The 20,054-nt window shown below is 69.0% G+C and carries 21 protein-coding genes and 1 tRNA gene; 19 read left to right on the top strand and 3 right to left on the bottom strand.

The annotated features are described in order from the left end of the window. Positions 1-4 precede the first annotated feature (4 nt). The gene (locus tag ACT53Q_RS10500) at positions 5-898 is read right to left on the bottom strand and encodes a LysR family transcriptional regulator (protein ID WP_476186588.1); all 894 of its coding nucleotides are present in this window, start codon (positions 896-898) and stop codon (positions 5-7) included. A 136-nt stretch (positions 899-1,034) separates the two neighbouring features. Between ACT53Q_RS10500 and trpB the strand changes: the two genes are divergently transcribed. From trpB to ACT53Q_RS10465, 7 genes are all read left to right on the top strand, one after another. Then, complete coding sequence (gene trpB / locus ACT53Q_RS10495; RefSeq protein WP_476186587.1) at positions 1,035-2,273, top strand: tryptophan synthase subunit beta; 1,239 nt, start codon at positions 1,035-1,037, stop codon at positions 2,271-2,273. A 147-nt stretch (positions 2,274-2,420) separates the two neighbouring features. After that, a complete protein-coding gene (locus ACT53Q_RS10490) occupies positions 2,421-2,645 on the top strand; it encodes a hypothetical protein (protein ID WP_476186586.1) in 225 nt (74 codons plus the stop codon). A gap of 31 nt (positions 2,646-2,676) precedes the next feature. Then, the gene (gene trpA / locus ACT53Q_RS10485) at positions 2,677-3,480 is read left to right on the top strand and encodes a tryptophan synthase subunit alpha (protein WP_476186585.1); all 804 of its coding nucleotides are present in this window, start codon (positions 2,677-2,679) and stop codon (positions 3,478-3,480) included. A gap of 170 nt (positions 3,481-3,650) precedes the next feature. Further along, positions 3,651-4,538 carry an acetyl-CoA carboxylase, carboxyltransferase subunit beta gene (gene accD / locus ACT53Q_RS10480; protein WP_476186584.1) on the top strand — a complete coding sequence of 296 codons (888 nt, stop codon included), beginning with the start codon at positions 3,651-3,653 and terminating at the stop codon, positions 4,536-4,538. A gap of 5 nt (positions 4,539-4,543) precedes the next feature. After that, on the top strand, positions 4,544-5,251 hold the full coding sequence (locus ACT53Q_RS10475; RefSeq protein ID WP_476186583.1) for a hypothetical protein: 708 nt from the start codon (positions 4,544-4,546) through the stop codon (positions 5,249-5,251). A 46-nt stretch (positions 5,252-5,297) separates the two neighbouring features. Continuing rightward, positions 5,298-6,668: a phosphoglucosamine mutase gene (gene glmM / locus ACT53Q_RS10470; RefSeq protein ID WP_476186582.1), complete on the top strand. Its 1,371-nt coding sequence runs from the start codon at positions 5,298-5,300 to the stop codon at positions 6,666-6,668. A 143-nt stretch (positions 6,669-6,811) separates the two neighbouring features. Then, positions 6,812-7,753 (top strand): isopenicillin N synthase family dioxygenase, encoded by a 942-nt coding sequence (locus ACT53Q_RS10465; protein WP_476186581.1) that lies wholly within the window; start codon positions 6,812-6,814, stop codon positions 7,751-7,753. Positions 7,754-7,985: 232 nt separating this feature from the next. On the opposite strand, the gene ACT53Q_RS10460 is transcribed toward ACT53Q_RS10465, so the two are convergent. Beyond that, complete coding sequence (locus ACT53Q_RS10460) at positions 7,986-8,666, bottom strand: DUF6445 family protein (RefSeq protein ID WP_476186580.1); 681 nt, start codon at positions 8,664-8,666, stop codon at positions 7,986-7,988. A 70-nt stretch (positions 8,667-8,736) separates the two neighbouring features. Next, positions 8,737-9,540 (bottom strand): SDR family NAD(P)-dependent oxidoreductase, encoded by an 804-nt coding sequence (locus ACT53Q_RS10455; protein ID WP_476186579.1) that lies wholly within the window; start codon positions 9,538-9,540, stop codon positions 8,737-8,739. A 113-nt stretch (positions 9,541-9,653) separates the two neighbouring features. On the opposite strand from ACT53Q_RS10455, the gene tpiA reads away from it, so the two are divergent. From tpiA to nuoI, 12 genes are all read left to right on the top strand, one after another. Continuing rightward, positions 9,654-10,412 carry a triose-phosphate isomerase gene (tpiA, locus tag ACT53Q_RS10450; protein ID WP_476186578.1) on the top strand — a complete coding sequence of 253 codons (759 nt, stop codon included), beginning with the start codon at positions 9,654-9,656 and terminating at the stop codon, positions 10,410-10,412. Between the two features lie 76 nt (positions 10,413-10,488). Beyond that, a complete protein-coding gene (gene secG, locus ACT53Q_RS10445) occupies positions 10,489-10,935 on the top strand; it encodes a preprotein translocase subunit SecG (RefSeq protein ID WP_476186577.1) in 447 nt (148 codons plus the stop codon). A 187-nt stretch (positions 10,936-11,122) separates the two neighbouring features. Further along, positions 11,123-11,207: transfer RNA gene (locus ACT53Q_RS10440), tRNA-Leu, on the top strand. A gap of 99 nt (positions 11,208-11,306) precedes the next feature. Beyond that, positions 11,307-11,663: an NADH-quinone oxidoreductase subunit A gene (locus tag ACT53Q_RS10435; protein ID WP_476186576.1), complete on the top strand. Its 357-nt coding sequence runs from the start codon at positions 11,307-11,309 to the stop codon at positions 11,661-11,663. Continuing rightward, a complete protein-coding gene (locus tag ACT53Q_RS10430; RefSeq protein WP_476169854.1) occupies positions 11,654-12,250 on the top strand; it encodes a NuoB/complex I 20 kDa subunit family protein in 597 nt (198 codons plus the stop codon). The genes ACT53Q_RS10435 and ACT53Q_RS10430 overlap by 10 nt, the downstream gene beginning before the upstream one ends. A 1-nt stretch (position 12,251) precedes the next feature. After that, on the top strand, positions 12,252-13,007 hold the full coding sequence (locus ACT53Q_RS10425) for an NADH-quinone oxidoreductase subunit C (RefSeq protein ID WP_476186575.1): 756 nt from the start codon (positions 12,252-12,254) through the stop codon (positions 13,005-13,007). Positions 13,008-13,009: 2 nt separating this feature from the next. Further along, positions 13,010-14,317, top strand: coding sequence for an NADH-quinone oxidoreductase subunit D (locus ACT53Q_RS10420; protein WP_476186574.1), 1,308 nt, complete (start codon positions 13,010-13,012; stop codon positions 14,315-14,317). Positions 14,318-14,330: 13 nt separating this feature from the next. Next, complete coding sequence (nuoE, locus tag ACT53Q_RS10415) at positions 14,331-14,858, top strand: NADH-quinone oxidoreductase subunit NuoE (protein ID WP_476169851.1); 528 nt, start codon at positions 14,331-14,333, stop codon at positions 14,856-14,858. A 13-nt stretch (positions 14,859-14,871) separates the two neighbouring features. Continuing rightward, complete coding sequence (gene nuoF, locus ACT53Q_RS10410; protein ID WP_476186573.1) at positions 14,872-16,227, top strand: NADH-quinone oxidoreductase subunit NuoF; 1,356 nt, start codon at positions 14,872-14,874, stop codon at positions 16,225-16,227. After that, positions 16,224-18,476: an NADH-quinone oxidoreductase subunit NuoG gene (nuoG, locus tag ACT53Q_RS10405; protein ID WP_476186572.1), complete on the top strand. Its 2,253-nt coding sequence runs from the start codon at positions 16,224-16,226 to the stop codon at positions 18,474-18,476. The genes nuoF and nuoG overlap by 4 nt, the downstream gene beginning before the upstream one ends. Further along, the gene (nuoH, locus tag ACT53Q_RS10400) at positions 18,476-19,558 is read left to right on the top strand and encodes an NADH-quinone oxidoreductase subunit NuoH (protein ID WP_476186571.1); all 1,083 of its coding nucleotides are present in this window, start codon (positions 18,476-18,478) and stop codon (positions 19,556-19,558) included. Before nuoG ends, nuoH begins: the two co-directional genes overlap by 1 nt. Continuing rightward, complete coding sequence (nuoI, locus tag ACT53Q_RS10395; RefSeq protein ID WP_476186570.1) at positions 19,558-20,046, top strand: NADH-quinone oxidoreductase subunit NuoI; 489 nt, start codon at positions 19,558-19,560, stop codon at positions 20,044-20,046. Before nuoH ends, nuoI begins: the two co-directional genes overlap by 1 nt. Positions 20,047-20,054: the final 8 nt, after the last annotated feature.

Here is a 20,054-nt window from a genome sequence, read left to right as displayed (position 1 = left end):
GCCTTCAGACCGGCGCCAGCGCCGGCCGCAGCCACGCCGCCAGCCGCGCGATCCGCGGGTCCGCGTTGCGCTTCGCCGCGCACAGCACCCACTGCGCGTCGGTGTCGACGAAGCCCCACGGCGCGATCAGCCGGCCGCTGGCGAGGTCCTCGGCCACCAGCGGCTCGGGCGCGATCGCGATGCCCAGCCCGGCCGCGGCGGCTTCCAGCAGGTAGTACAGCCGATCGAAGCGGGTGCCCATGCGCAGCGTCGCCGGGTCGAGATGGATGCGCATGGCCCATTCCTGCCACGCCTGCGGCCGCGAGGCGGTGTGCAGTAGCGCGTGCGGCGCGATCGCCGACGGCGCCGCACCGCGCAGGGCGTCGGCACCGGGCCACAGCGGGCTGACCACCGGGCCGATGCGTTCGGTCGCCAGCGCATGCACCTGCCAGTCGGCCGGCCACGGGGGCGTGGCGATCATCAGCGCCGCGTCCAGCCCGGCGAGGCGGGCGTCGGGCCGGCTTTCGTTCGCCGACAGGTGCAGCGGCAGATCCGGGCACTCACGGGCGAGGCGCTCCAGCCGCGGGATCATCCAGCGCGCGAGGATGCTGCCCGGGCAGCCCAGCACCAGTGGCGCCCGCTGCTCCGGCCCGCGGCGCAGTTCGGCCCAGGCGCGGCGCAGCGGATCGAGCGCGTCCGCCGCCGCCGCGTGCAGCCGGCGGCCGGCCGGCGTGAGCGCCAGCCCGCGGCCCGCGCGGACGAACAGCGGCGCGCCCAGCGCCTCTTCGAGCTGGCGCAGCTGGCGGCTGACGGCGCCGTGGGTGACGTGCAGTTCCTCGGCGGCGCGGCTGACGCTGTCCAGCCGGGCGACGGCCTCGAAGGCGCGAAGGGCGTTCAGCGGGGGCAGGTCGCGGGCCATGATCTGTGAACTTTACTCACAGGTGGCGTTGATTTCATGCCTTATGTCGATCCGGACCCTGCGTTAAAGTGAGGGATCGCCGGCCGCCGTGGCCGGTGCGCGACCTCCACGCGCGACACCTTCAGGCCCCGCCGCCATGCTCGACACCAAGCTTCCCACTCAGCCCGCGCACCCGACGGACTACAACGCCTTCCCCGACGCCGCAGGCCATTTCGACCGTTTCGGCGGCCGTTTCGTCGCCGAGACCCTGATCGGCCCGCTGCAGGAGCTCGCCGCCGCCTACGACAAGGCGCGGGTCGATCCCGAGTTCATCGCCGCCTTCGACAAGGACCTCAAGCACTACGTCGGTCGGCCCAGCCCGATCTACCACGCGGAGCGGCTCAGCGCGAAGGTCGGCGGCGCGCGCATCCTGCTCAAGCGCGAGGACCTGAACCACACCGGCGCGCACAAGATCAACAACACCATCGGCCAGGCGCTGCTCGCCAGCCGCATGGGCAAGCCGCGGATCATCGCCGAGACCGGCGCCGGCCAGCACGGCGTCGCCAGCGCCACGGTCGCGGCGCGCCTCGGCCTGGAATGCGTGGTCTACATGGGCGCCACCGACATCGAGCGCCAGAAGATCAACGTCTACCGCATGAAGCTGCTCGGCGCGACCGTGGTGCCGGTGACCAGCGGCTCGGCCACGCTCAAGGACGCGCTGAACGAAGCGATGCGCGACTGGGTGACGAACGTGCACGACACGTTCTACATCATCGGCACCGTCGCCGGCCCCGATCCGTACCCGCGCATGGTCCGCGACTTCAACGCCGTGGTCGGCCGCGAGGCGCGCGCGCAGATGCTGGCCGAGTACGGCCGCCTGCCCGACGCGATCACCGCCTGCGTCGGCGGCGGCAGCAACGCGATCGGCATCTTCCACGCCTTCCTCAACGACCCCGGCGTGCGCCTGGTCGGTGCCGAGGCGGCGGGCGAGGGCATCGCCACCGGCCACCACGCCGCGTCGCTGGCCGCCGGCCGCCCCGGCGTGCTGCACGGCAACCGCACCTACGTCATCTGCGACGACGACGGCCAGATCATCGAGACCCACTCGATCTCCGCCGGCCTCGATTACCCCGGCGTCGGCCCCGAGCACGCGTTCCTCAAGGAGCGCGGCCGTGCCGACTACATCGGTGTCACCGACGCCGAAGCGATGGAAGCGTTCCACCTGCTCGCCCGTACCGAAGGCATCCTGCCGGCGCTGGAATCCAGCCACGCCGTCGCCCAGGCGATGAAACTCGCCCGCGACCTGCCGAAGGACGCCCTGGTGCTGTGCAACCTCTCCGGCCGCGGCGACAAGGATGTGCACACGGTCGCGGCGCGGGAAGGGATCGTGTTCTGAGTTCAAATGGCTGCATGACATCTGATTGCGAATCGCTGTTGCTTTTGCCCTTGTGATCTTGATCTGCCGGGGCCCCTGGTCGCGGCGGGATTCGCGGATCAGGCCCGCAGGGCGCGCGGCAGGACGCCGCGCGTTTTTCGACAGGATATGGACATCCTGTCGAAAAACCCCGCGAAGCCTGCGGACCCGACGCGCAGCGTCGGGCGCGACCGACGGGGTGTGCTTTCTTTGGGTCACCCTTTCTTTGCACAAGCAAAGAAAGGCGACTCGCTCGCGGCAGCGAGCGAAACAAAAGACCGGGTGGAAAACATCCGCCGGCTTTTCGTTCGCGAGTTGATGAACAGCAGGTCCCTCGCCTCCGGCTCGGGATGACATCAAGCCTCCACCACATTCCGACATCACCATGACCCGCATCGCCCCCCGCTTCGCCCAGCTCAAGTCCGCCGGTCGCAAGGCCCTCGTGCCCTTCATCACTGCCGGCGATCCGTCGAAGGAAGCCACCGTGCCGGTGATGCACGCGCTGGTCGCCGCCGGCGCCGACGTGATCGAACTCGGCGTGCCGTTCTCCGACCCGATGGCCGACGGCCCGACCATCCAGCGCAGTTCCGAGCGCGCGCTGGCGCGGCATGCCGGGCTGACCTTCGTGCTCGACGCCGTGCGCGAGTTCCGCGCGACCGACGCCGGCACGCCGGTGGTGCTGATGGGCTACCTCAACCCGGTCGAGATCCGCGGCTATGCCCGCTTCGCCGCCGACGCGGCCGCGGCCGGCGTCGATGGCCTGCTGCTGGTCGACCTGCCGCCGGAAGAGGCCGACGACTTGCGCGCGGCGATGCGCGAGCACGGCCTGTCGCTGATCCTGCTGGCGTCGCCGACCACGCCCGACGCCCGCCTCGACCGGCTCTGCGCCGACGCCGAGGGCTACCTCTACTACGTCAGCTACGCCGGCGTGACCGGCGCCGACCGTCTCGACGCCGGCGATGCGGGCGCACACCTGGCGACCATCCGCGCCCGCGCCGGCGTGCCGGTCGTGGCCGGGTTCGGCATCAAGGACGCCGCCAGCGCCGCGGCGATGGCGCGCTCGGCCGAGGGCGTGGTGGTCGGCAGTGCGCTGGTCGCGGCGCTGGCCGAGGCCGTCGACGTGGCCGACGCCGAGGCCCGGGCCCGGGCCTTCCTCGCCCCGCTGCGGGCGGCGCTCGACGCCGGCTGACCCGGGGTCTTCCGCCCGGCCGGCCACGGGCCGTCGGGCCGGTCTTTCGAATCAACGGGTTGCGCGGTGTCAGGGATGTCATCGCAGCTTCCGGGCGGCCTGCTAGACTGGCGGGCCGGTCGGGGAGAGACCGGGCTCCCGATTCCATTACCGAAAAGGCCTTCGAACGCATGTCCTGGCTCAAGAAACTGATGCCCGCGAGCATCCGCACCGATACCAATGTCGCGCGCAAGCGCAGCGTGCCCGAAGGGCTGTGGGAGAAGTGCGACGGTTGTGGTGCAGTGCTGTATCGCCAGGAGCTGGAAGACAACCTCGAAGTCTGTCCGAAGTGCGGCTTCCACGGCGCGATCCGCGCCCGCACGCGGTTGAACGCCTTCCTCGACGCCGGCACCGGCGTGGAGATCGCGTCCGAACTCGGCCCGGTCGACGTGCTCAAGTTCAAGGACCAGAAGAAATATTCCGATCGCATCAAGACGGCGCAGAAGAACACCGGCGAGCGTGACGCGCTGATCGCGATGGAAGGCGCGCTGCGCGGCCGCCCGATGGTCGCGGCGGCCTTCGATTTCTCGTTCATGGGCGGCTCGATGGGCTCGGTCGTCGGCGAACGTTTCGCCCGCGGCGTCGAGCGCGCGGTCGACCTGCACGCGCCGTTCGTGTGCTTCTCCGCCAGCGGCGGTGCGCGCATGCACGAGAGCCTGTTCTCGCTGATGCAGATGGCCAAGACCTCCGCGGCGCTGGGTCGCCTGCGCGCGAAGGGCCTGCCGTACATCTCGGTGATGACCAACCCGACCACCGGCGGCGTGTCCGCGTCGTTCGCGATGCTGGGCGACGTCAACATCGCCGAGCCCGGCGCGCTGATCGGCTTCGCCGGCCCGCGCGTGATCGAACAGACCGTGCGCCAGACGCTGCCCGAAGGCTTCCAGCGCCCCGAATTCCTGCTCGACCACGGCGTGCTCGACCAGATCTGCGACCGCCGCGAACTGCGCGAGCGCATCGCCCACCTCGTCGCGCTGCTGATGAAGCTGCCCGCGCCGGAGGACGAGGCGGCGGAGGGCTGATCCATTTGCGCGGCTTCCGCATCGTCGCCTGGTCGTTGTTACTCGCGGCGATTGCGGCAGCATCGCTGTTGCTGTGCTGGCGAAGCGAACGCGGAGGCCCGCATCCGCAGCCACCGGCGCGCATCGCGACCGATGCAGAGCAGGGGCAGATGCTGGTGGCGTTGCTCGACCACCGTCCCGACCTGTTCCCGGGCAGGCCGCTTCCGCCACCTGAACCCGGCGATCCGCCACGGACCCGACGGCCCGCTCAGCCCCTCGTCGTTTCCGACGAGACCATCGCGCTTTGCCTGAGCTCGCCTCCCGATGTCGCCGGAGATCACTGCAATCCGGCTGCCGCCCTGTATGAGCCGGCCGCGCTCGAAAAGCCGTCCGGGTGGCCGGACAAGTCGACGCTCGACGCTTTGCTGGCAGCCAACCGGCGTGCTGGCGGTTTCTCGCTGCCGCAGCACGCACGCATCGTGCCGGACACCAGCGGTGAAGCGGATCGGCGACTGGATAAGGGCTGGTGGCCGGCGTTCTACGCGCGCTATCCGCAGACCGCTGGCACGCTGGCGACCAGTCGGGGGATCATCGATCCGGACGGTCGGCACGGATGGATCTATGCGTCGACGATATGCGAAGGCACGTGCGGCGCGGGATTCCTCGTTTCGCTTTCGTCTGTCGAAGACGGCCGCTGGCAGGTCGATCGCACGTACATGCTCTGGATCAGTTGAACGACGCCCCCGCGGGCACCCACGAACCCTGCAACAAGAGACCAGCATGGCAAGACGATACTTCGGCACCGACGGCATCCGCGGACGCGTGGGCGAGGGCCCGATCTCCGCGGATTTCGTGCTGCGCCTGGGCAACGCCTACGGGCACGCGCTGCGCGAGGCGGGCATGCGCCCGGACGCGCGCGAGGGCGGGCAGTGGCGCAAGCCGCAGGTGGTGATCGGCAAGGACACGCGCATCTCGAACTACATGTTCGAGGCCGCGCTGGAAGCGGGGCTGGTCGCGGCCGGCGTCGACGTGCAACTGATGGGCCCCATGCCCACGCCGGCGGTGTCGCACCTCACGCGCTCGCTGGGCGCGGACGGCGGCATCGTCATCAGCGCCTCGCACAATCCGCACTACGACAACGGCATCAAGTTCTTCTCGGCCGAAGGCGAGAAGCTCGACGACGCCACCGAGCTGGCGATCGAGGCCGCGCTCGACAAGCCCTTCTCCACGGTGCCGTCCGACCAGCTCGGCAAGGCCGTGCGCACGCGCGATGCGATCGGCCGCTACGTCGAGGCCTGCAAGGGTTCGGTGCCGCGGCGGTTCGATCTCGGCGGCATGCGCATCGTGGTCGACTGCGCGCACGGCGCGACCTACCAGGTCGGCCCGCTGGTGCTGCGCGAACTCGGCGCGCGGGTCGAGAGCATCGGCATCGACCCGAACGGCGTGAACATCAACGACGGCGTGGGCTCGACCCATCCGGAGGCGCTGGTCGAGCGCGTGCGCGCCACCGGCGCAGACCTCGGCATCGCCTTCGACGGCGACGGCGATCGCGTGCTGTTCGTCGACGGCACCGGCGTGGTGCGCGACGGCGACGACCTGCTGTACGTGCTCGCCACCGACTGGAAGGACGGCGGCCGCCTGCGCGGGCCGGTGGTCGGCACGCTGATGACCAACTACGGGCTGGAGCGCGCCTTCGCCGAGCGCGGCATCGAATTCCTGCGCACGAAAGTGGGCGACCGCTACGTGCACCAGGCGCTGCTGGAGCGCGACGGCATCCTCGGCGGCGAAACCTCCGGGCACCTGTTGTGCCTCGACCGGGTGAGTTCCGGCGACGGCATCGTCAGCGCGCTGCAGGTGTTGGAAGTGCTGCACCGCCGCGGGCTGAGCCTGCAGCAACTGCTGGCCGGATTCGGCAAGGTCCCGCAGAAGACCGTGAACGTGAAGGTCGCCGCCGGCAGCCGCCCGGCCGAGGCCGACAGCGTCAAGGCCGCGCTGGCCGAGGCGCAGGCGGCGGTGCAAGGCAGGGGGCGTGCGTTCCTGCGTCCGTCCGGCACCGAGCCGGTGGTGCGGGTGACGGTCGAGGCCGACGACGCCGGGTTGATGCAGGCCACCCTCGACCGCCTGGCCGACGCGGTCCGCGCCGCGGTTTGATCGCGGTCCTTGACCACGCTCAAACCGGCCCCGGCCGCGCTCGCGCAGACTCCCGGTCCGCGCCACCTGCCGGCAGACCGCCGGCCGGGCGATAATCCGTCCCTTCAGACAAGCACGCACATTCCACAGGACGACACGACGTCATGAGCGACCAGCCGTACATTCCGACCCTCGACATCCGCCGCTTCGAGACTGACCGCGACGCCTTCGTCGCCGAGCTCGGCGCCGCCTACCGCGAATGGGGCTTCGCGGGCATCCGCGGCCACGGCATCCCGCAGGACCTGATCGACGGCGCCTACGACGCCTTCCTGAAGTTCTTCGCCCTGCCCGAGGACGTGAAGAAGCAGTACCACATCCCCGGCGGCGGCGGCGCACGCGGCTACACCCCGTTCGGCATCGAGACCGCCAAGGATTCCACGCACTTCGATCTCAAGGAGTTCTGGCACGTCGGCCGCGAAGTGCGCGACGAGAAGTACGCCGGCGTGATGGCCCCGAACGTGTGGCCGACCGAAGTGCCCGAGTTCCGCGAACGCGCCCTGGCGCTGTACGGCGCGCTCGACGCGCTCGGCTCGCGCATGCTCTCCGCGCTGGCGCTCGGCCTGGGCCTGGACGAGGGTTACTTCGCCGACAAGACCAACAACGGCAACTCGATCCTGCGCCCGATCCACTATCCGCCGATCACCGCCGACGACGTGCCGAACGTGCGCGCCGGCGCGCACGAGGACATCAACCTGATCACGCTGCTCGTCGGCGCCAGCGCCGAAGGCCTGCAGGTGTTGTCGCGCAAGGGCGAGTGGGTGCCGTACACCGCCGCCGCCGACACGATCGTGGTCAACATCGGCGACATGATGCAGCGCCTGACCAACCACGTGCTGCCGTCGACGACGCACCGTGTGGTCAATCCCCCGGGCGACAAGGCGCGCCAGCCGCGCTATTCCACGCCGTTCTTCCTGCACCCGAACCCGGACTTCGTGATCGACGTGCTGCCCAACTGCGTGAGCGCCGACAACCCGAACCGCTATCCGGAGCCGATCACTGCGCAGGGTTACCTCGAAGAGCGCCTGCGCGAGATCGGGCTGATGTGATCGTCCCGACCACCGGGCGATGCAACGCGAAGGGCCGGCAGTGATGCCGGCCCTTTCGTTTGCTGCGTCGACGGCATCGTGCCGTTTCCGTTGTCATCCGAACTTTCATGTCATCCCGAGCGCATGCGAGGGATTTGCTTTTCGAGTGTCGTACGGTGAATCAGAAGCAGGTCCCTTGCATGCGCTCGGGATGACAAGTGAGAGGTTTTCCGGTTCCGTTGCGCCGCCGCGATCAGCTTGCGAACCAGAAGAACACCGCCGCCATCCGCTTCGTTTCCAGCGTGTCGCCGCAGTAGGCGGTGGCGCTGTGGATGAGGTTGCTGTGGTAGACCAGCATGGTGTTGTAGCGGTAGGGGAAGGCCACGTCCTCGACGAACGAGTCCGGCGGCACGAAGCGCGTGCCCAGCGCTTCCACCAGGTTGGCGTGCGGCGGCGGGGCGATGTTGCCGCCGCGCTGGCCCATCGGCAGGCGCTGGCGGTAGAACGCGGTGCCGCAGTGCGGCGGCACGTTCGGATTGAGGTACAGCACCGCCGCGAACTTGCACAGCTTGCGCGAGTCGGTGTGCGGGCGCGGTTCGCATTCGTCGCGTCCGACCACCTGGATGCAGTTGTGGTTGAGCTTGGTGCGATCCTCGCCGGTCTCGCCGACCCACAGCTTCTTCGAGCCGGTGGCCTGCTTCACCTTGGCCTCGACGATCGCCAGTTCGTCCGGCTCCAGCCCGGGGATCACGCGCAGGCCCGGCCAGCTTTCGGGCTTGAACGGATAGCCTTCGATCCAGTCGGTGCGCTGCAGGGTGCGGGCGCGGACGGCGTCGGGGTCGGGCAGGGCGTTCTCGATCAGCCAGTAGTCGCGGCCCGGCGTGGGCTTGCGGTAGGGCAGGATCGGCAGGCGGGGCGGCAAGTGTGCGTTCATGGCCGGCGACTCTACCCGAACGCCGGGGCCCGGCGTTGACCGGGCTCAAGGCGCCGGCGCGGCCACCGATTCATTCGGCGTCGCGGAATTCCTTGCTGCGGCTCGCGACCAGCGCCCGCGCGAACGGGTCGGGCAGGTACTTCGAGACCGTGGCGATCGCCCGGTTGGCGCCGCCGGTGACCAGTCGCGTGCGTCCTGCCTCGACCGCGTCCACGCCCTGGCGGGCGACGGTGTCGGCGTCCAGCCACAGCCAGCGCGGCAGTTTCGACACCCGCTCGCGCATGCCGTTGACGTCGTGGAATTCGCTGTAGGTGAAGCCGGGGCAGAGGGCGCAGACGTTCACGCCGCGGTCCGCGACTTCCAGCGCCAGGCATTCGGAGAAGCGGATGACGAAGCTCTTCGCCGCGCCGTACAGCGTGTGCCCGGCCGACGCGGGCACCAGCCCGGCCAGTGAGGCGACGTTGAGGATGCGGCCGTGGCCGGCGGCTTCCATCGCCGGCAGGAAGCGGTGGCTCAGCTCGCAGACCGAGGTCACCAGCACCTGCAGGAAATCGGCGTGGGTCTTCCAGTCGACCGACAGGTAGCGCCCGGGCACGCCGTAGCCGGCGTTGTTGACGAGGTGCGCCACGTGCAGCCCGCGCGCCGCGATCTCGGCCTGCAGCGCGGCGGGCGCGGCCGGGTCGGCGAGGTCGGCGGCCAGCGTCACCGCCTCGACCTTGCCGCGCAGCTCGGCGGCCAGCGCCTCCAGCCGGTCGGTGCGACGGGCGGTGAGGATCACCGGCACGCCGCGGCGCGCGTATTCGCGGGCGATCGCGGCGCCGATGCCGCTGGACGCGCCGGTGATCAGGGCGAAGCTCCGGGAATCGGCCTGCATGCGTGGGGCTCCTTGGAAGGCGGCCGCACAGCTTAGCCGGCCCGCGGCGGGCGGTCTGCCGGCCTCGCGGGCCGCTTCGGCTATCCTGTCGCCCCCTTGTCCTGGAGTGCGTCATGCGTCGCAAGATCGTCGCCGGCAACTGGAAACTGCACGGGACCCGTGCCTTCGCCGCCGATCTGGTCGGCGCCATCGCCGCCGAGGTGGCCGGCCTGCACGGCGGGCCGGACGTGGTCGTGCTGCCGCCGCTGCCGTACCTGGGCGGGCTGATCGAGGCCTTCCCCCGTCGCGGCATCGAATTCGGCGCCCAGGACGTCAGCGCCAACGAGAAGGGCGCCTTCACCGGCGAGGTGTCGGCCGCGATGCTGGTCGACATCGGCGCTCGCTACGGGCTGGTCGGCCATTCCGAGCGCCGCCAGTACCACGGCGAGGGCGACGCGCTGGTCGCCCGCAAGTTCCAGGCCGCCAAGCATGCCGGGCTGGTGCCGATCCTGTGCGTCGGCGAATCCCTGCACGAGCGCGAGGCCGGCCAGACCGAATACCGGATCGAGACCCAGCTGTCGGCGATCTTCGAACTTTGCGGCCCGCAGGCGTTCCAAGGGGCGGTGGTCGCGTACGAACCGGTCTGGGCGATCGGCACTGGCAAGACCGCCACACCGGCGCAGGCCCAGGCCGTCCACGCCTTCATTCGTGGCGAAGTCGCGGCCCGCGATGCTACAATCGCCGGCTCGCTGTCCCTCCTGTACGGGGGCAGCTGCAAGCCGGACAACGCGGCCGAGCTGTTCGCGCAGCCGGACGTGGATGGTGGTCTGATCGGCGGCGCCTCGCTGGTGGCGGCCGATTTCCTCGCCATCGTCGCGGCCGCCCGGGCCTGATCGCCGACGCCTTCCGCGCCGGCCGTCCCGGACGGGACGCGCCGGCACGACGACCTTCCTGACGGGCGCTCAACCGATGATGCTGTTCCTCAATGTGATCTACGTGCTGGTCGCGATCTCGATGATCGCGCTCATCCTGCTCCAGCGTGGCGCCGGTGCGCAGGCCGGTTCCGGTTTCGGCGGCGGCGCTTCGTCCACGGTGTTCGGCGCGCGCGGCGCGTCCAGCTTCCTGTCGAAGACGACGCGCTGGCTGGCCATCGCCTTCTTCGGCATCAGCCTCTTCATGGCCTGGTTCGCCTCCCACGGTGGCAAGGTGAAGCCGGCGTCCGAACAGGATCTCGGCGTCGTGTCCTCCGCCGCCACGCCGGCGAAGCCGCCGGCCCAGCTGCCGACCGCACCCGCGCAGCCGGCCCCGGTGCCGACCGCTCCGGCGGTGCCTGCCGCGCAGACGGCGCCTGCGGCGACCCCGCCGGCCACGTCCGCTCCGGCACCTGCGCCTGCCGGGGAGAAGAAGGGCGGTTGACGTGATCCCGGGCGCGCATCGCCGCGCCCGATGACGTCGCGACGCATCGCAAGGCGGTCGTCGCGGCGGAGTTTCACCGGATCGGCCCGATGCCGGTCTTCGACGAAAGAAAAGGGTGCGTCTTTCCATCCGCATCCTTTACAATAGTCCGGCTTCGCGTCCCGCTCGGCGCGGAGCCGCGGAAATTGCCCAGGTGGCGGAATTGGTAGACGCACTACCTTGAGGTGGTAGCGACTTAGGTCGTGGGGGTTCGAGTCCCCCCTTGGGCACCACATCTTCGCGGCGGCACGCAGGCGCATCGTCCCCTTCCCGGGGCGCGCCAGGCGGACGGGCGTTCCCCCTCGCAACACCCTCGCCGAGAGAACACACGCGTGCTGGCCGAATATCTGCCGACCCTGCTGTTTCTGATCGTTGCCGCCGTCATCGGCATCGCCCTCATCGTCATCGGCAACATGCTCGGCCCCAAGCGCCCGAGCACCGAGAAGCTGTCGCCCTACGAGTGCGGCTTCAACGCGTTCGAGGACGCGCGCATGCGGTTCGACGTGCGCTACTACCTCGTCGCCATCCTCTTCATCGTCTTCGACCTCGAAATCGCCTTCGTGTATCCGTGGGCGCTCACGTTCCGCGAACTCGGCAACTACGGCCTGGTCGAGATGGGCGTGTTCCTGGGGTTGCTGCTGATCGGTTTCGTCTACGTGTGGAAGAAGGGAGCACTGGAATGGGAGTGACCGGTTCCATCCAGAAGATCGCGGATTTCGCGAACAACCCGATTCCGGAAGGCCGGGTCGACGACATCCTGCGCCCGGAGAGCCTGCTCTCCACCGAAGGCAACCCGCTGCTGGAGCAGGGTTTCGTCACCACCAGCATGGACGTGCTGTGGAACTGGGCGCGCACCGGCTCGATGTGGCCGATGACGTTCGGTCTCGCCTGCTGCGCGGTGGAGATGATGCACGCCGGCGCCGCGCGCCTCGACCTGGACCGCTACGGCGTGGTGTTCCGCCCGTCGCCGCGCCAGTCGGACGTGATGATCGTCGCCGGCACGCTGGTCAACAAGATGGCCCCCGCGCTGCGCAAGGTCTACGACCAGATGCCCAACCCCAAGTGGGTGATCTCGATGGGCAGCTGCGCCAACGGCGGCGGCTACTACCACTATTCCTACTCGGTGGTGCGCGGCTGCGACCGCGTGGTGCCGGTCGACGTCTACGTGCCGGGCTGCCCGCCGACTGCCGAAGCGCTGGTCTACGGCATCCTCCAGTTGCAGAAGAAGATCCGCCGCGGCACCAACTTCGGCGATCAGAAGCAGGGCGTGTACTGAGATGCGCGAAACTTCCCAGGCTTTCGCCGAGCGCCTGCGCGCGCGCTTCCCGGGTGCGACCGTCGAGGTCGCCGAGCCGCGCGGCGAAGTCGGCATCGTGTTCGCCGCCGCCGACTGGCATGCCGGCTGCGTTGCGCTCCGCGACGAGTTCGGCTTCGAGTCGCTGATCGACCTCTGCGGCCTCGACCACCTCGGCTACGGCAGCGACGAGTGGGACACCGACGTGTCCTCCGAAGGCTTCAGCCGCGGCGTCGAAGGCCGCAACGTCGGCCGCTTCAAGTACGGCGAAGCGCCGAGCCGCCAGGTCGCGCAGCCCGAGGCGGAAGCCGCGATGCCCGCGCCGGCGCAGCGCTATGCCGCCGTCGCGCAGCTGCTGTCCGTGCAGCACAACCGCCGCGTGCGGGTGAAGGCGTTCGCGCCGAACGACGACCTGCCGATCGTGGCCTCCGTGACCGACATCTGGCCGATCGCCAACTGGTTCGAGCGCGAGGCGTTCGACCTGTTCGGCATCATCTTCGAAGGCCATCCGGACCTGCGCCGCATCCTCACCGACTACGGCTTCGTCGGCCATCCGTTCCGCAAGGATTTCCCGCTGATCGGCAACGTCGAAGTGCGCTACGACGAAGAGAAGAAGCGCGTCGTGTACGAACCCGTCACCTCGGTCGAGCCGCGCGTCGGCGTGCCGCGCGTGATCCGCGACGACGCCCGTTACGCCACCGCCGCCGGCGAGCAGATGGCGCGGAAGGCGGGGAACTGACCATGAGCACCGCGCACCAGTCCCACGAGGCCTTCGCCAGCAACGCCGCCGAGGCGAAGCAGGAAATCCGCAACTACACGCTGAACTTCGGCCCGCAGCACCCGGCCGCGCACGGCGTGCTCCGCCTCATCCTCGAGATGGACGGCGAGATCGTGCAGCGCGCCGATCCGCACGTCGGTCTGCTGCATCGCGGCACCGAGAAGCTGGCCGAGTCCAAGCCGTTCAACCAGTCGATCGGCTACATGGATCGCTTGGATTACGTGTCGATGATGTGCAACGAGCACGCCTACGTGCGCGCGATCGAGACCCTGATGGGGATCGAGGCGCCGGAGCGCGCGCAGTGGATCCGCACGATGTTCGACGAGATCACGCGCATCCTGAACCACCTGATGTGGATCGGTTCGAACGCGCTCGACCTCGGCGCGATGGCGGTATTCCTGTACGCCTTCCGCGAACGCGAAGAGCTGATGGACGTCTACGAAGCGGTGTCCGGCGCGCGCATGCACGCGGCCTACTACCGTCCGGGCGGCGTCTACCGCGACCTGCCGGAGAAGATGCCGCAGTACCGCGAATCGCCGTGGCGCAAGGGCGGCAAGCTCAAGCGCTTCAACGAATGGCGCGAAGGCTCGATGCTCGATTACCTCGACGCCTTCACCGACGATTTCCCGAAGCGCGTCGACGAATACGAGACACTGCTGACCGACAACCGCATCTGGAAGCAGCGCACCGTCGGCATCGGCGTGATCCCGCCGGAGCAGGCGCTCGCGTGGGGCATGACCGGCCCGATGATCCGCGGCTCCGGCATCGCCTGGGACCTGCGCAAGAAGCAGCCGTACGCGCGCTACGCCGAAGTCGATTTCGACATCCCGGTGGGCGTCAACGGCGATTGCTACGACCGCTACCTGGTGCGCGTGGCCGAGATGCGCGAGTCGAACCGCATCATCAAGCAGTGCGTGAAGTGGCTGCGCGCCAATCCCGGCCCGGTGATCCTGGAAAACTACAAGGTGGCGCCGCCGAGCCGCGAGTCCATGAAGGACGACATGGAAGCGCTGATCCACCACTTCAAGCTGTTCAGCGAAGGCTATTGCGTGCCGGCCGGCGAGACCTACAGCGCGGTCGAGGCGCCGAAGGGCGAGTTCGGCTGTTACCTCGTCTCCGACGGCGCGAACAAGCCCTTCCGCGTGCACCTGCGCGCGCCGGGCTTCGCGCACCTGTCGTCGATGGACGCGATCGTGAAGGGCCACATGCTGGCCGACGTGGTCGCGATGATCGGCACCTACGACATCGTGTTCGGCGAAATCGATCGCTGAGGACGCACCCAGAATGAAAGCGACCGGAAATTTCGAAGCCTGCCGCAACGTCGACCCGATGGTCGCGTTGACCGACAAGACGCGGGCCCACATCGACCACTGGCTGGCCAAGTTCCCGCCCGACCGCAAGCGTTCCGCCGTGCTGCAGGGCCTGCACGCGGCGCAGGAGCAGAACGGCGGCTGGCTGAGCGACGAACTCATCGCCGCGGTCGCGAAGTACCTCGACCTGCCGCCGGTGTGGGCGTACGAGGTCGCGACCTTCTACTCGATGTTCGAGACCGAGCCCGTCGGCCGCAACAACGTCGCGTTCTGCACCAACATCAGCTGCTGGCTCAATGGCGCCGAGGAACTGGTCGCGCATGCCGAGAAGAAGCTCGGCTGCAAGCTGGGCGAATCCTCCGCCGACGGCCGCATCTTCCTCAAGCGCGAGGAAGAATGTCTGGCCGCCTGCTGCGGCGCGCCGATGATGGTCATCAACGGTCACTACCACGAGAAGCTCACGCCCGAGAAGGTGGACGAGCTGCTCGACGGTCTGAAATAAGGCGGTCGACGAGATGGCACACGACTCCCATGCTTCCGGTCCCGTCGGCCCCGCGCCGCAGGAGCACCAGGTCGTCTACACCACGCTGCATTTCGACAAGCCGTGGTCGTACGAGAACTACCTCAAGACCGGCGGCTACAGCGCGCTGCGGAAGATCATCGAAGAGAAGATCCCGCCGGAACAGGTCGTCGAGATGGTGAAGGCCTCCGGCCTGCGCGGCCGCGGCGGCGCGGGCTTCCCGACCGGCCTGAAGTGGAGCTTCATGCCCAAGGGCACCGGCATGCAGAAGTACATCCTCTGCAATTCCGACGAATCCGAGCCCGGTACCTGCAAGGACCGCGACATCCTGCGCTTCAACCCGCACGCGGTGGTCGAGGGCATGGCGATCGCCTGCTACGCGACCGGCTCGACGGTCGCCTACAACTACCTGCGCGGCGAGTTCCACCACGAGCCGTTCGAACATCTGGAAGAAGCCACCGCCGAGGCCTACAAGCACGGCTGGCTGGGCAAGAACGTGCTCGGCAGCGGCATCGACATCGACATCTACAACGCGCTCGGCGCCGGCGCCTACATCTGCGGCGAAGAGACCGCGCTGATGGAGTCGCTGGAAGGCAAGAAGGGCCAGCCGCGCTTCAAGCCGCCGTTCCCGGCGAACTTCGGCCTGTACGGCAAGCCGACCACGATCAACAACACCGAGACCTACGCGTCCGTGCCGGCGATCATCCGCAACGGCGCGGAGTGGTTCCTCAACCTCGGCAAGCCGAACAACGGCGGCCCGAAGGTGTTCTCGGTGTCGGGCCACGTCAACAAGCCCGGCAACTACGAGATCCGCCTCGGCACCTCGTTCGCCGATCTGCTGGCGATGGCCGGCGGCGTGCGCAACGGCAACAAGCTCAAGGCGGTGATCCCCGGCGGTTCGTCGATGCCGGTGCTGCCGGGCGAGACGATGCTCGGCCTCACGATGGACTACGACAGCATCCAGAAGGCCGGTTCGGGCCTCGGCTCGGGCGCTGTCATCGTGATGGACGAGACCGCCTGCATGGTGCGCGCGTGCCAGCGCATCTCGCGCTTCTATTTCAAGGAAAGCTGCGGCCAATGCACGCCGTGCCGCGAAGGCACGGGCTGGATGTACCGCATGCTGACCCGCATCGTCGAGAAGCAGGCGACGATGGACGACCTGCGCATGCTGAAGGCCGCCGCCGGCCAGATCGAAGGCCACACCATCTGCGCGTTCGGCGAAGCCGCGGCGTGGCCGGTGCAGGGCTTCCTGCGTCATTTCTGGAACGAATTCGAGTACGCGATCGTGAACAAGCGCTTCCTGGTCGACGACCAGTGCGCCGGCACCGTCGTCGGGGAGGTGGCCGCATGAGCACCGAGACTGCGACTCCCGCCGCGCCGGTCGTGCCCGAGGGGCACGTCAGCATCGAGATCGACGGCCGCGCACTGTTCGCGCCGAAGGGTTCGATGATCATCCAGGCCGCCGACAAGGCCGGCATCCCGATCCCGCGCTTCTGCTACCACGAGAAGCTGCCGATCGCCGCGAACTGCCGCATGTGCCTGGTCGACGCCGAAATGGGCGGCCGTCCGATGCCCAAGCCGCAGCCGGCCTGCGCCACGCCGGTGGCCGACGGCATGAAGATCTTCACGCGCAACGAAAAGGCGCTGAAGGCACAGCGGAACGTCATGGAGTTCCTGCTGATCAACCATCCGCTCGACTGCCCGATCTGCGATCAGGGCGGCGAGTGCGAACTGCAGGACCTGTCGCTGGGCTACGGCCGCTCGGTCAGCCGCTTCGCCGAGCGCAAGCGCGTGGTGGCCGACGAGGACATGGGCCCGCTGGTCGCCACCGAGATGACCCGCTGCATCCAGTGCACGCGCTGCGTGCGCTTCACCGCGGACATCGCCGGTACCTACGAACTCGGCGGCATGCAGCGCGGCGAGAACCTGCAGATCGGCACCTACGACGGCAAGCCGCTGACGACCGAACTCTCCGGCAACGTCATCGACGTGTGCCCGGTTGGCGCGCTGACCAACAAGGTGTTCCGCTTCCGCGCCCGTCCGTGGGAACTGGTCGCGCGCGAGTCGCTGGGCTGGCACGACGCGCTGGGCAGCAACCTGTTCCTGCACGTGCGCCGCGGCGACGTGCTGCGCACCGTGCCGCGCGACAACGAAGCGGTCAACGAATGCTGGCTGTCGGATCGCGACCGCTATTCGCATCAGGGCCTCTACGCCGACGATCGCGCGAAAAAGCCGATGATCCGAGTGGGCGAGGGCGGCGAACCCGAGGCTTTCCGCGAGGCGAGCTGGGACGAAGCGCTGGCCAAGGCCGCCGAGATCCTGTCTGCGCACCGCGGCGACGACCTCGGCGTGCTCGTGCATCCGTCGACCTCGAACGAAGAAGGCGCGCTGCTCGCGCGCCTCGCCGACGCGCTGGGCACCGGCAACGTCGACCACCGCATCGCGCAGCACGACCTGTCCGACGGCGCGGTCGCCGAAGCCTTCGGCATGGCCGTGGCCGATCTGGAAGCTGCCGACGCCATCGTGCTGGTCGGCACCAACCTGCGCCACGAAGTCCCGCTGCTGCATCAGCGCCTGCGCAAGGCGGCGAAGCGCGGCGCGAAGATCCACGTGGTCAATCCGGTCGACTTCGACTTCGCGTTCGCGATTGCCTCGAAGACGATCGTGCCGCCGTCGCAGCTGGCGTCGGCGCTGTCGGGCCTGAAGCTCGAAGGCGTGACCCGCGGTGCGGTCATCGTCGGCGCGGTCGCGGAAACCTCCGCGCACGCGGCCGCCATCCGCCAGGCCGCGGCCGCGTTCGCTGCTGCGCACAATGCCGCGGTCTGCCGCATTCCGCAGGGCGCGAACGCGCTCGGCCTCGCCCGCATGGGCGTGCTGCCGACCGCGCGCGACGCGCAGGCGATGCTCGCCGACGCGCGCAAGGCCTACGTGATCTACGGCATCGAGCCGGGCCTCGATTTCGCCCATCAGTCCCGCGCGCTGAAGGCGCTGGGCGCGGCGAAGGTCGTGGCCTTCAGCCAGTACGCCTGCCGCTCGACCCGCAACGTCGCCGACGTGATCCTGCCGATCGGTGCGCTGCCGGAAATCGAGGCGACGCTGACCAATCTCGCCGGCACCGACCAGCGCACCGTCGCCGGCGGCAAGCTGCCGGGCGAGGCGCGTCCGGGCTGGCGCGTGCTGCGTGCCCTCGGCGGCACGCTCGGCGCGAACGGCTTTGCCTTCACCGATCTCGCCGACGCCGGCCTCGCGCCGCGCAGCGTGCAGGTCGCCGCATCGGCGGCGCAGCCGCAGGCGGGCGAGGGCCTCGAGCTGACCGTGTCGCAGGCGATCTACCGCGTCGACGCCACCGTGCGTCGCGCCGCGGCGCTGCAGTCGCATCCGCTGAACGCCGGTCCGCGCGTCGTGCTGCACTCGGCCGATGCCGCCGCTGCCGGCGTGCAGGAAGGTGCGATGGCGAAGCTCGACAACGGTGTCGGCACCGCGACGCTGCAGGTCGTGGTCGACGACCGCGTCGCGCAAGGCGCGGCGTGGGTCGAAGCGGGCTACGGCCCGACGGCGGCGCTTGGCGCCGGCCGCGTGCGCGTGACGGGGGTGGTCTGATGGAGATGCTGTTCGACCCGCTGCGCGACTGGCTGCTCGCGCTCGGCCCGACGATCGGCCCGCTGCTGTGGATCGTGCTGAAGATCCTGTCGGTGGCCATGCCGGTGATCATCTCGGTCGCGTTCTACGTGGTATGGGAACGCAAACTGATCGGCTGGATGCATGTGCGCCACGGGCCGATGTACGTCGGCTGGGGCGTGCTGCAGGCGTTCGCCGATGTGTTCAAGCTGCTGTTCAAGGAAGTGCTGCAGCCGTCCAGCGCGAACAAGCCGCTCTATATCCTCGCGCCGATGATCGCGCTGGTGCCGGCCTTCGCTGCGTGGGCGGTGGTGCCGTTCGACGCGCGCGCGGTGCTGTCGAACGCCAACGCCGGCCTGCTGTACTTGCTGGCGATGACCTCGCTGGGCGTCTACGGCATCATCCTCGCTGGCTGGGCCTCCAACTCGAAGTACGCCTTCCTCGGCGCGATGCGTTCCGCCGCGCAGGTGGTGTCGTACGAGATCGCGATGGGCTTCGCGCTCGTCGGCGTGCTGATCGCCGCCGGCAGCCTCAACCTCACCGACATCGTGATGGCGCAGGCGGGCAACGCCGGTCCGTTCGAGTGGTTCTGGTTCCCGCTGCTGCCGCTGTTCGTCGTCTATTTCATCTCCGGCGTGGCCGAAACCAACCGCGCGCCGTTCGACGTGGTCGAAGGCGAGTCGGAAATCGTCGCCGGCCACATGGTCGAGTACTCGGGTTCGCAGTTCTCGCTGTTCTTCCTGGCCGAATACGCGAACATGATCCTGGTCAGCTTCCTGACCGCGCTGTTCTTCCTCGGCGGCTGGCTCAGCCCGCTGCAGGGCCTGATCACGGCCGACGTGTCGCCGTGGGTCGACTGGATCTGGAAGGGCGGCTGGCCGTGGCTGCTGGCGAAGGTGTTCCTGTTCGCCAGCCTGTTCATCTGGTTCCGCGCCTCGTTCCCGCGCTACCGCTACGACCAGATCATGCGGCTGGGCTGGAAGGTCTTCATCCCGGTGACCATGGCGTGGATCTTCGTCGCCGCGCTGCTGGTGCACTTCCAGATCTTCGAGGCCGGCCAGTGATGGACAAGATCCTCTCCTACCTCAAGAGCCTGCTGCTGCTGGAGCTGTTCCAGGGCATGTGGCTGACCCTGAAGTACCTGTTCCGTCCGAAGTACACGCTGATGTACCCGATGGAAAAGACGCCGCAGTCGCCGCGTTTCCGCGGCCTGCACGCGCTGCGCCGCTATCCCAACGGGGAAGAGCGCTGCATCGCCTGCAAGCTGTGCGAGGCGGTGTGTCCGGCGCTGGCCATCACCATCGATTCGGAGCCACGCGAGGACGGCACTCGCCGCACCACGCGCTACGACATCGACCTGTTCAAGTGCATCTTCTGCGGCTTCTGCGAGGAATCCTGCCCCGTCGACTCGATCGTGGAGACCCACATCCACGAGTACCACTTCGAGCAGCGCGGCGAGAACATCCTGACCAAGCCCAAGCTGCTGGCCCTCGGTGATCGCCTCGAGAAGGAAATCGCCGAACGTCGCGCCGCCGACGCGCCCTATCGCTGAGGACCGCC

It is taken from the genome of Lysobacter sp. DMC97 (assembly GCF_056313745.1).
This window is presented reverse-complemented; position numbering and strand designations above follow the sequence as displayed.

Excerpts from the sequence above, each read along its gene's own strand:
- ACT53Q_RS10430 (WP_476169854.1), top strand. The coding sequence starts at position 11,654 with ATGGGAGTGACCGGTTCCATCCAGAAGATCGCGGATTTCGCGAACAAC.
- nuoF (WP_476186573.1), top strand. The coding sequence starts at position 14,872 with ATGGCACACGACTCCCATGCTTCCGGTCCCGTCGGCCCCGCGCCGCAG.
- nuoE (WP_476169851.1), top strand. The coding sequence starts at position 14,331 with ATGAAAGCGACCGGAAATTTCGAAGCCTGCCGCAACGTCGACCCGATG.
- nuoI (WP_476186570.1), top strand. The coding sequence starts at position 19,558 with ATGGACAAGATCCTCTCCTACCTCAAGAGCCTGCTGCTGCTGGAGCTG.
- nuoG (WP_476186572.1), top strand. The coding sequence starts at position 16,224 with ATGAGCACCGAGACTGCGACTCCCGCCGCGCCGGTCGTGCCCGAGGGG.
- ACT53Q_RS10425 (WP_476186575.1), top strand. The coding sequence starts at position 12,252 with ATGCGCGAAACTTCCCAGGCTTTCGCCGAGCGCCTGCGCGCGCGCTTC.
- ACT53Q_RS10460 (WP_476186580.1), bottom strand. The coding sequence starts at position 8,666 with ATGAACGCACACTTGCCGCCCCGCCTGCCGATCCTGCCCTACCGCAAG.
- ACT53Q_RS10420 (WP_476186574.1), top strand. The coding sequence starts at position 13,010 with ATGAGCACCGCGCACCAGTCCCACGAGGCCTTCGCCAGCAACGCCGCC.
- ACT53Q_RS10490 (WP_476186586.1), top strand. The coding sequence starts at position 2,421 with ATGGACATCCTGTCGAAAAACCCCGCGAAGCCTGCGGACCCGACGCGC.
- ACT53Q_RS10455 (WP_476186579.1), bottom strand. The coding sequence starts at position 9,540 with ATGCAGGCCGATTCCCGGAGCTTCGCCCTGATCACCGGCGCGTCCAGC.
- tpiA (WP_476186578.1), top strand. The coding sequence starts at position 9,654 with ATGCGTCGCAAGATCGTCGCCGGCAACTGGAAACTGCACGGGACCCGT.
- trpA (WP_476186585.1), top strand. The coding sequence starts at position 2,677 with ATGACCCGCATCGCCCCCCGCTTCGCCCAGCTCAAGTCCGCCGGTCGC.
- ACT53Q_RS10465 (WP_476186581.1), top strand. The coding sequence starts at position 6,812 with ATGAGCGACCAGCCGTACATTCCGACCCTCGACATCCGCCGCTTCGAG.
- ACT53Q_RS10500 (WP_476186588.1), bottom strand. The coding sequence starts at position 898 with ATGGCCCGCGACCTGCCCCCGCTGAACGCCCTTCGCGCCTTCGAGGCC.
- secG (WP_476186577.1), top strand. The coding sequence starts at position 10,489 with ATGATGCTGTTCCTCAATGTGATCTACGTGCTGGTCGCGATCTCGATG.
- trpB (WP_476186587.1), top strand. The coding sequence starts at position 1,035 with ATGCTCGACACCAAGCTTCCCACTCAGCCCGCGCACCCGACGGACTAC.
- glmM (WP_476186582.1), top strand. The coding sequence starts at position 5,298 with ATGGCAAGACGATACTTCGGCACCGACGGCATCCGCGGACGCGTGGGC.
- accD (WP_476186584.1), top strand. The coding sequence starts at position 3,651 with ATGTCCTGGCTCAAGAAACTGATGCCCGCGAGCATCCGCACCGATACC.
- nuoH (WP_476186571.1), top strand. The coding sequence starts at position 18,476 with ATGGAGATGCTGTTCGACCCGCTGCGCGACTGGCTGCTCGCGCTCGGC.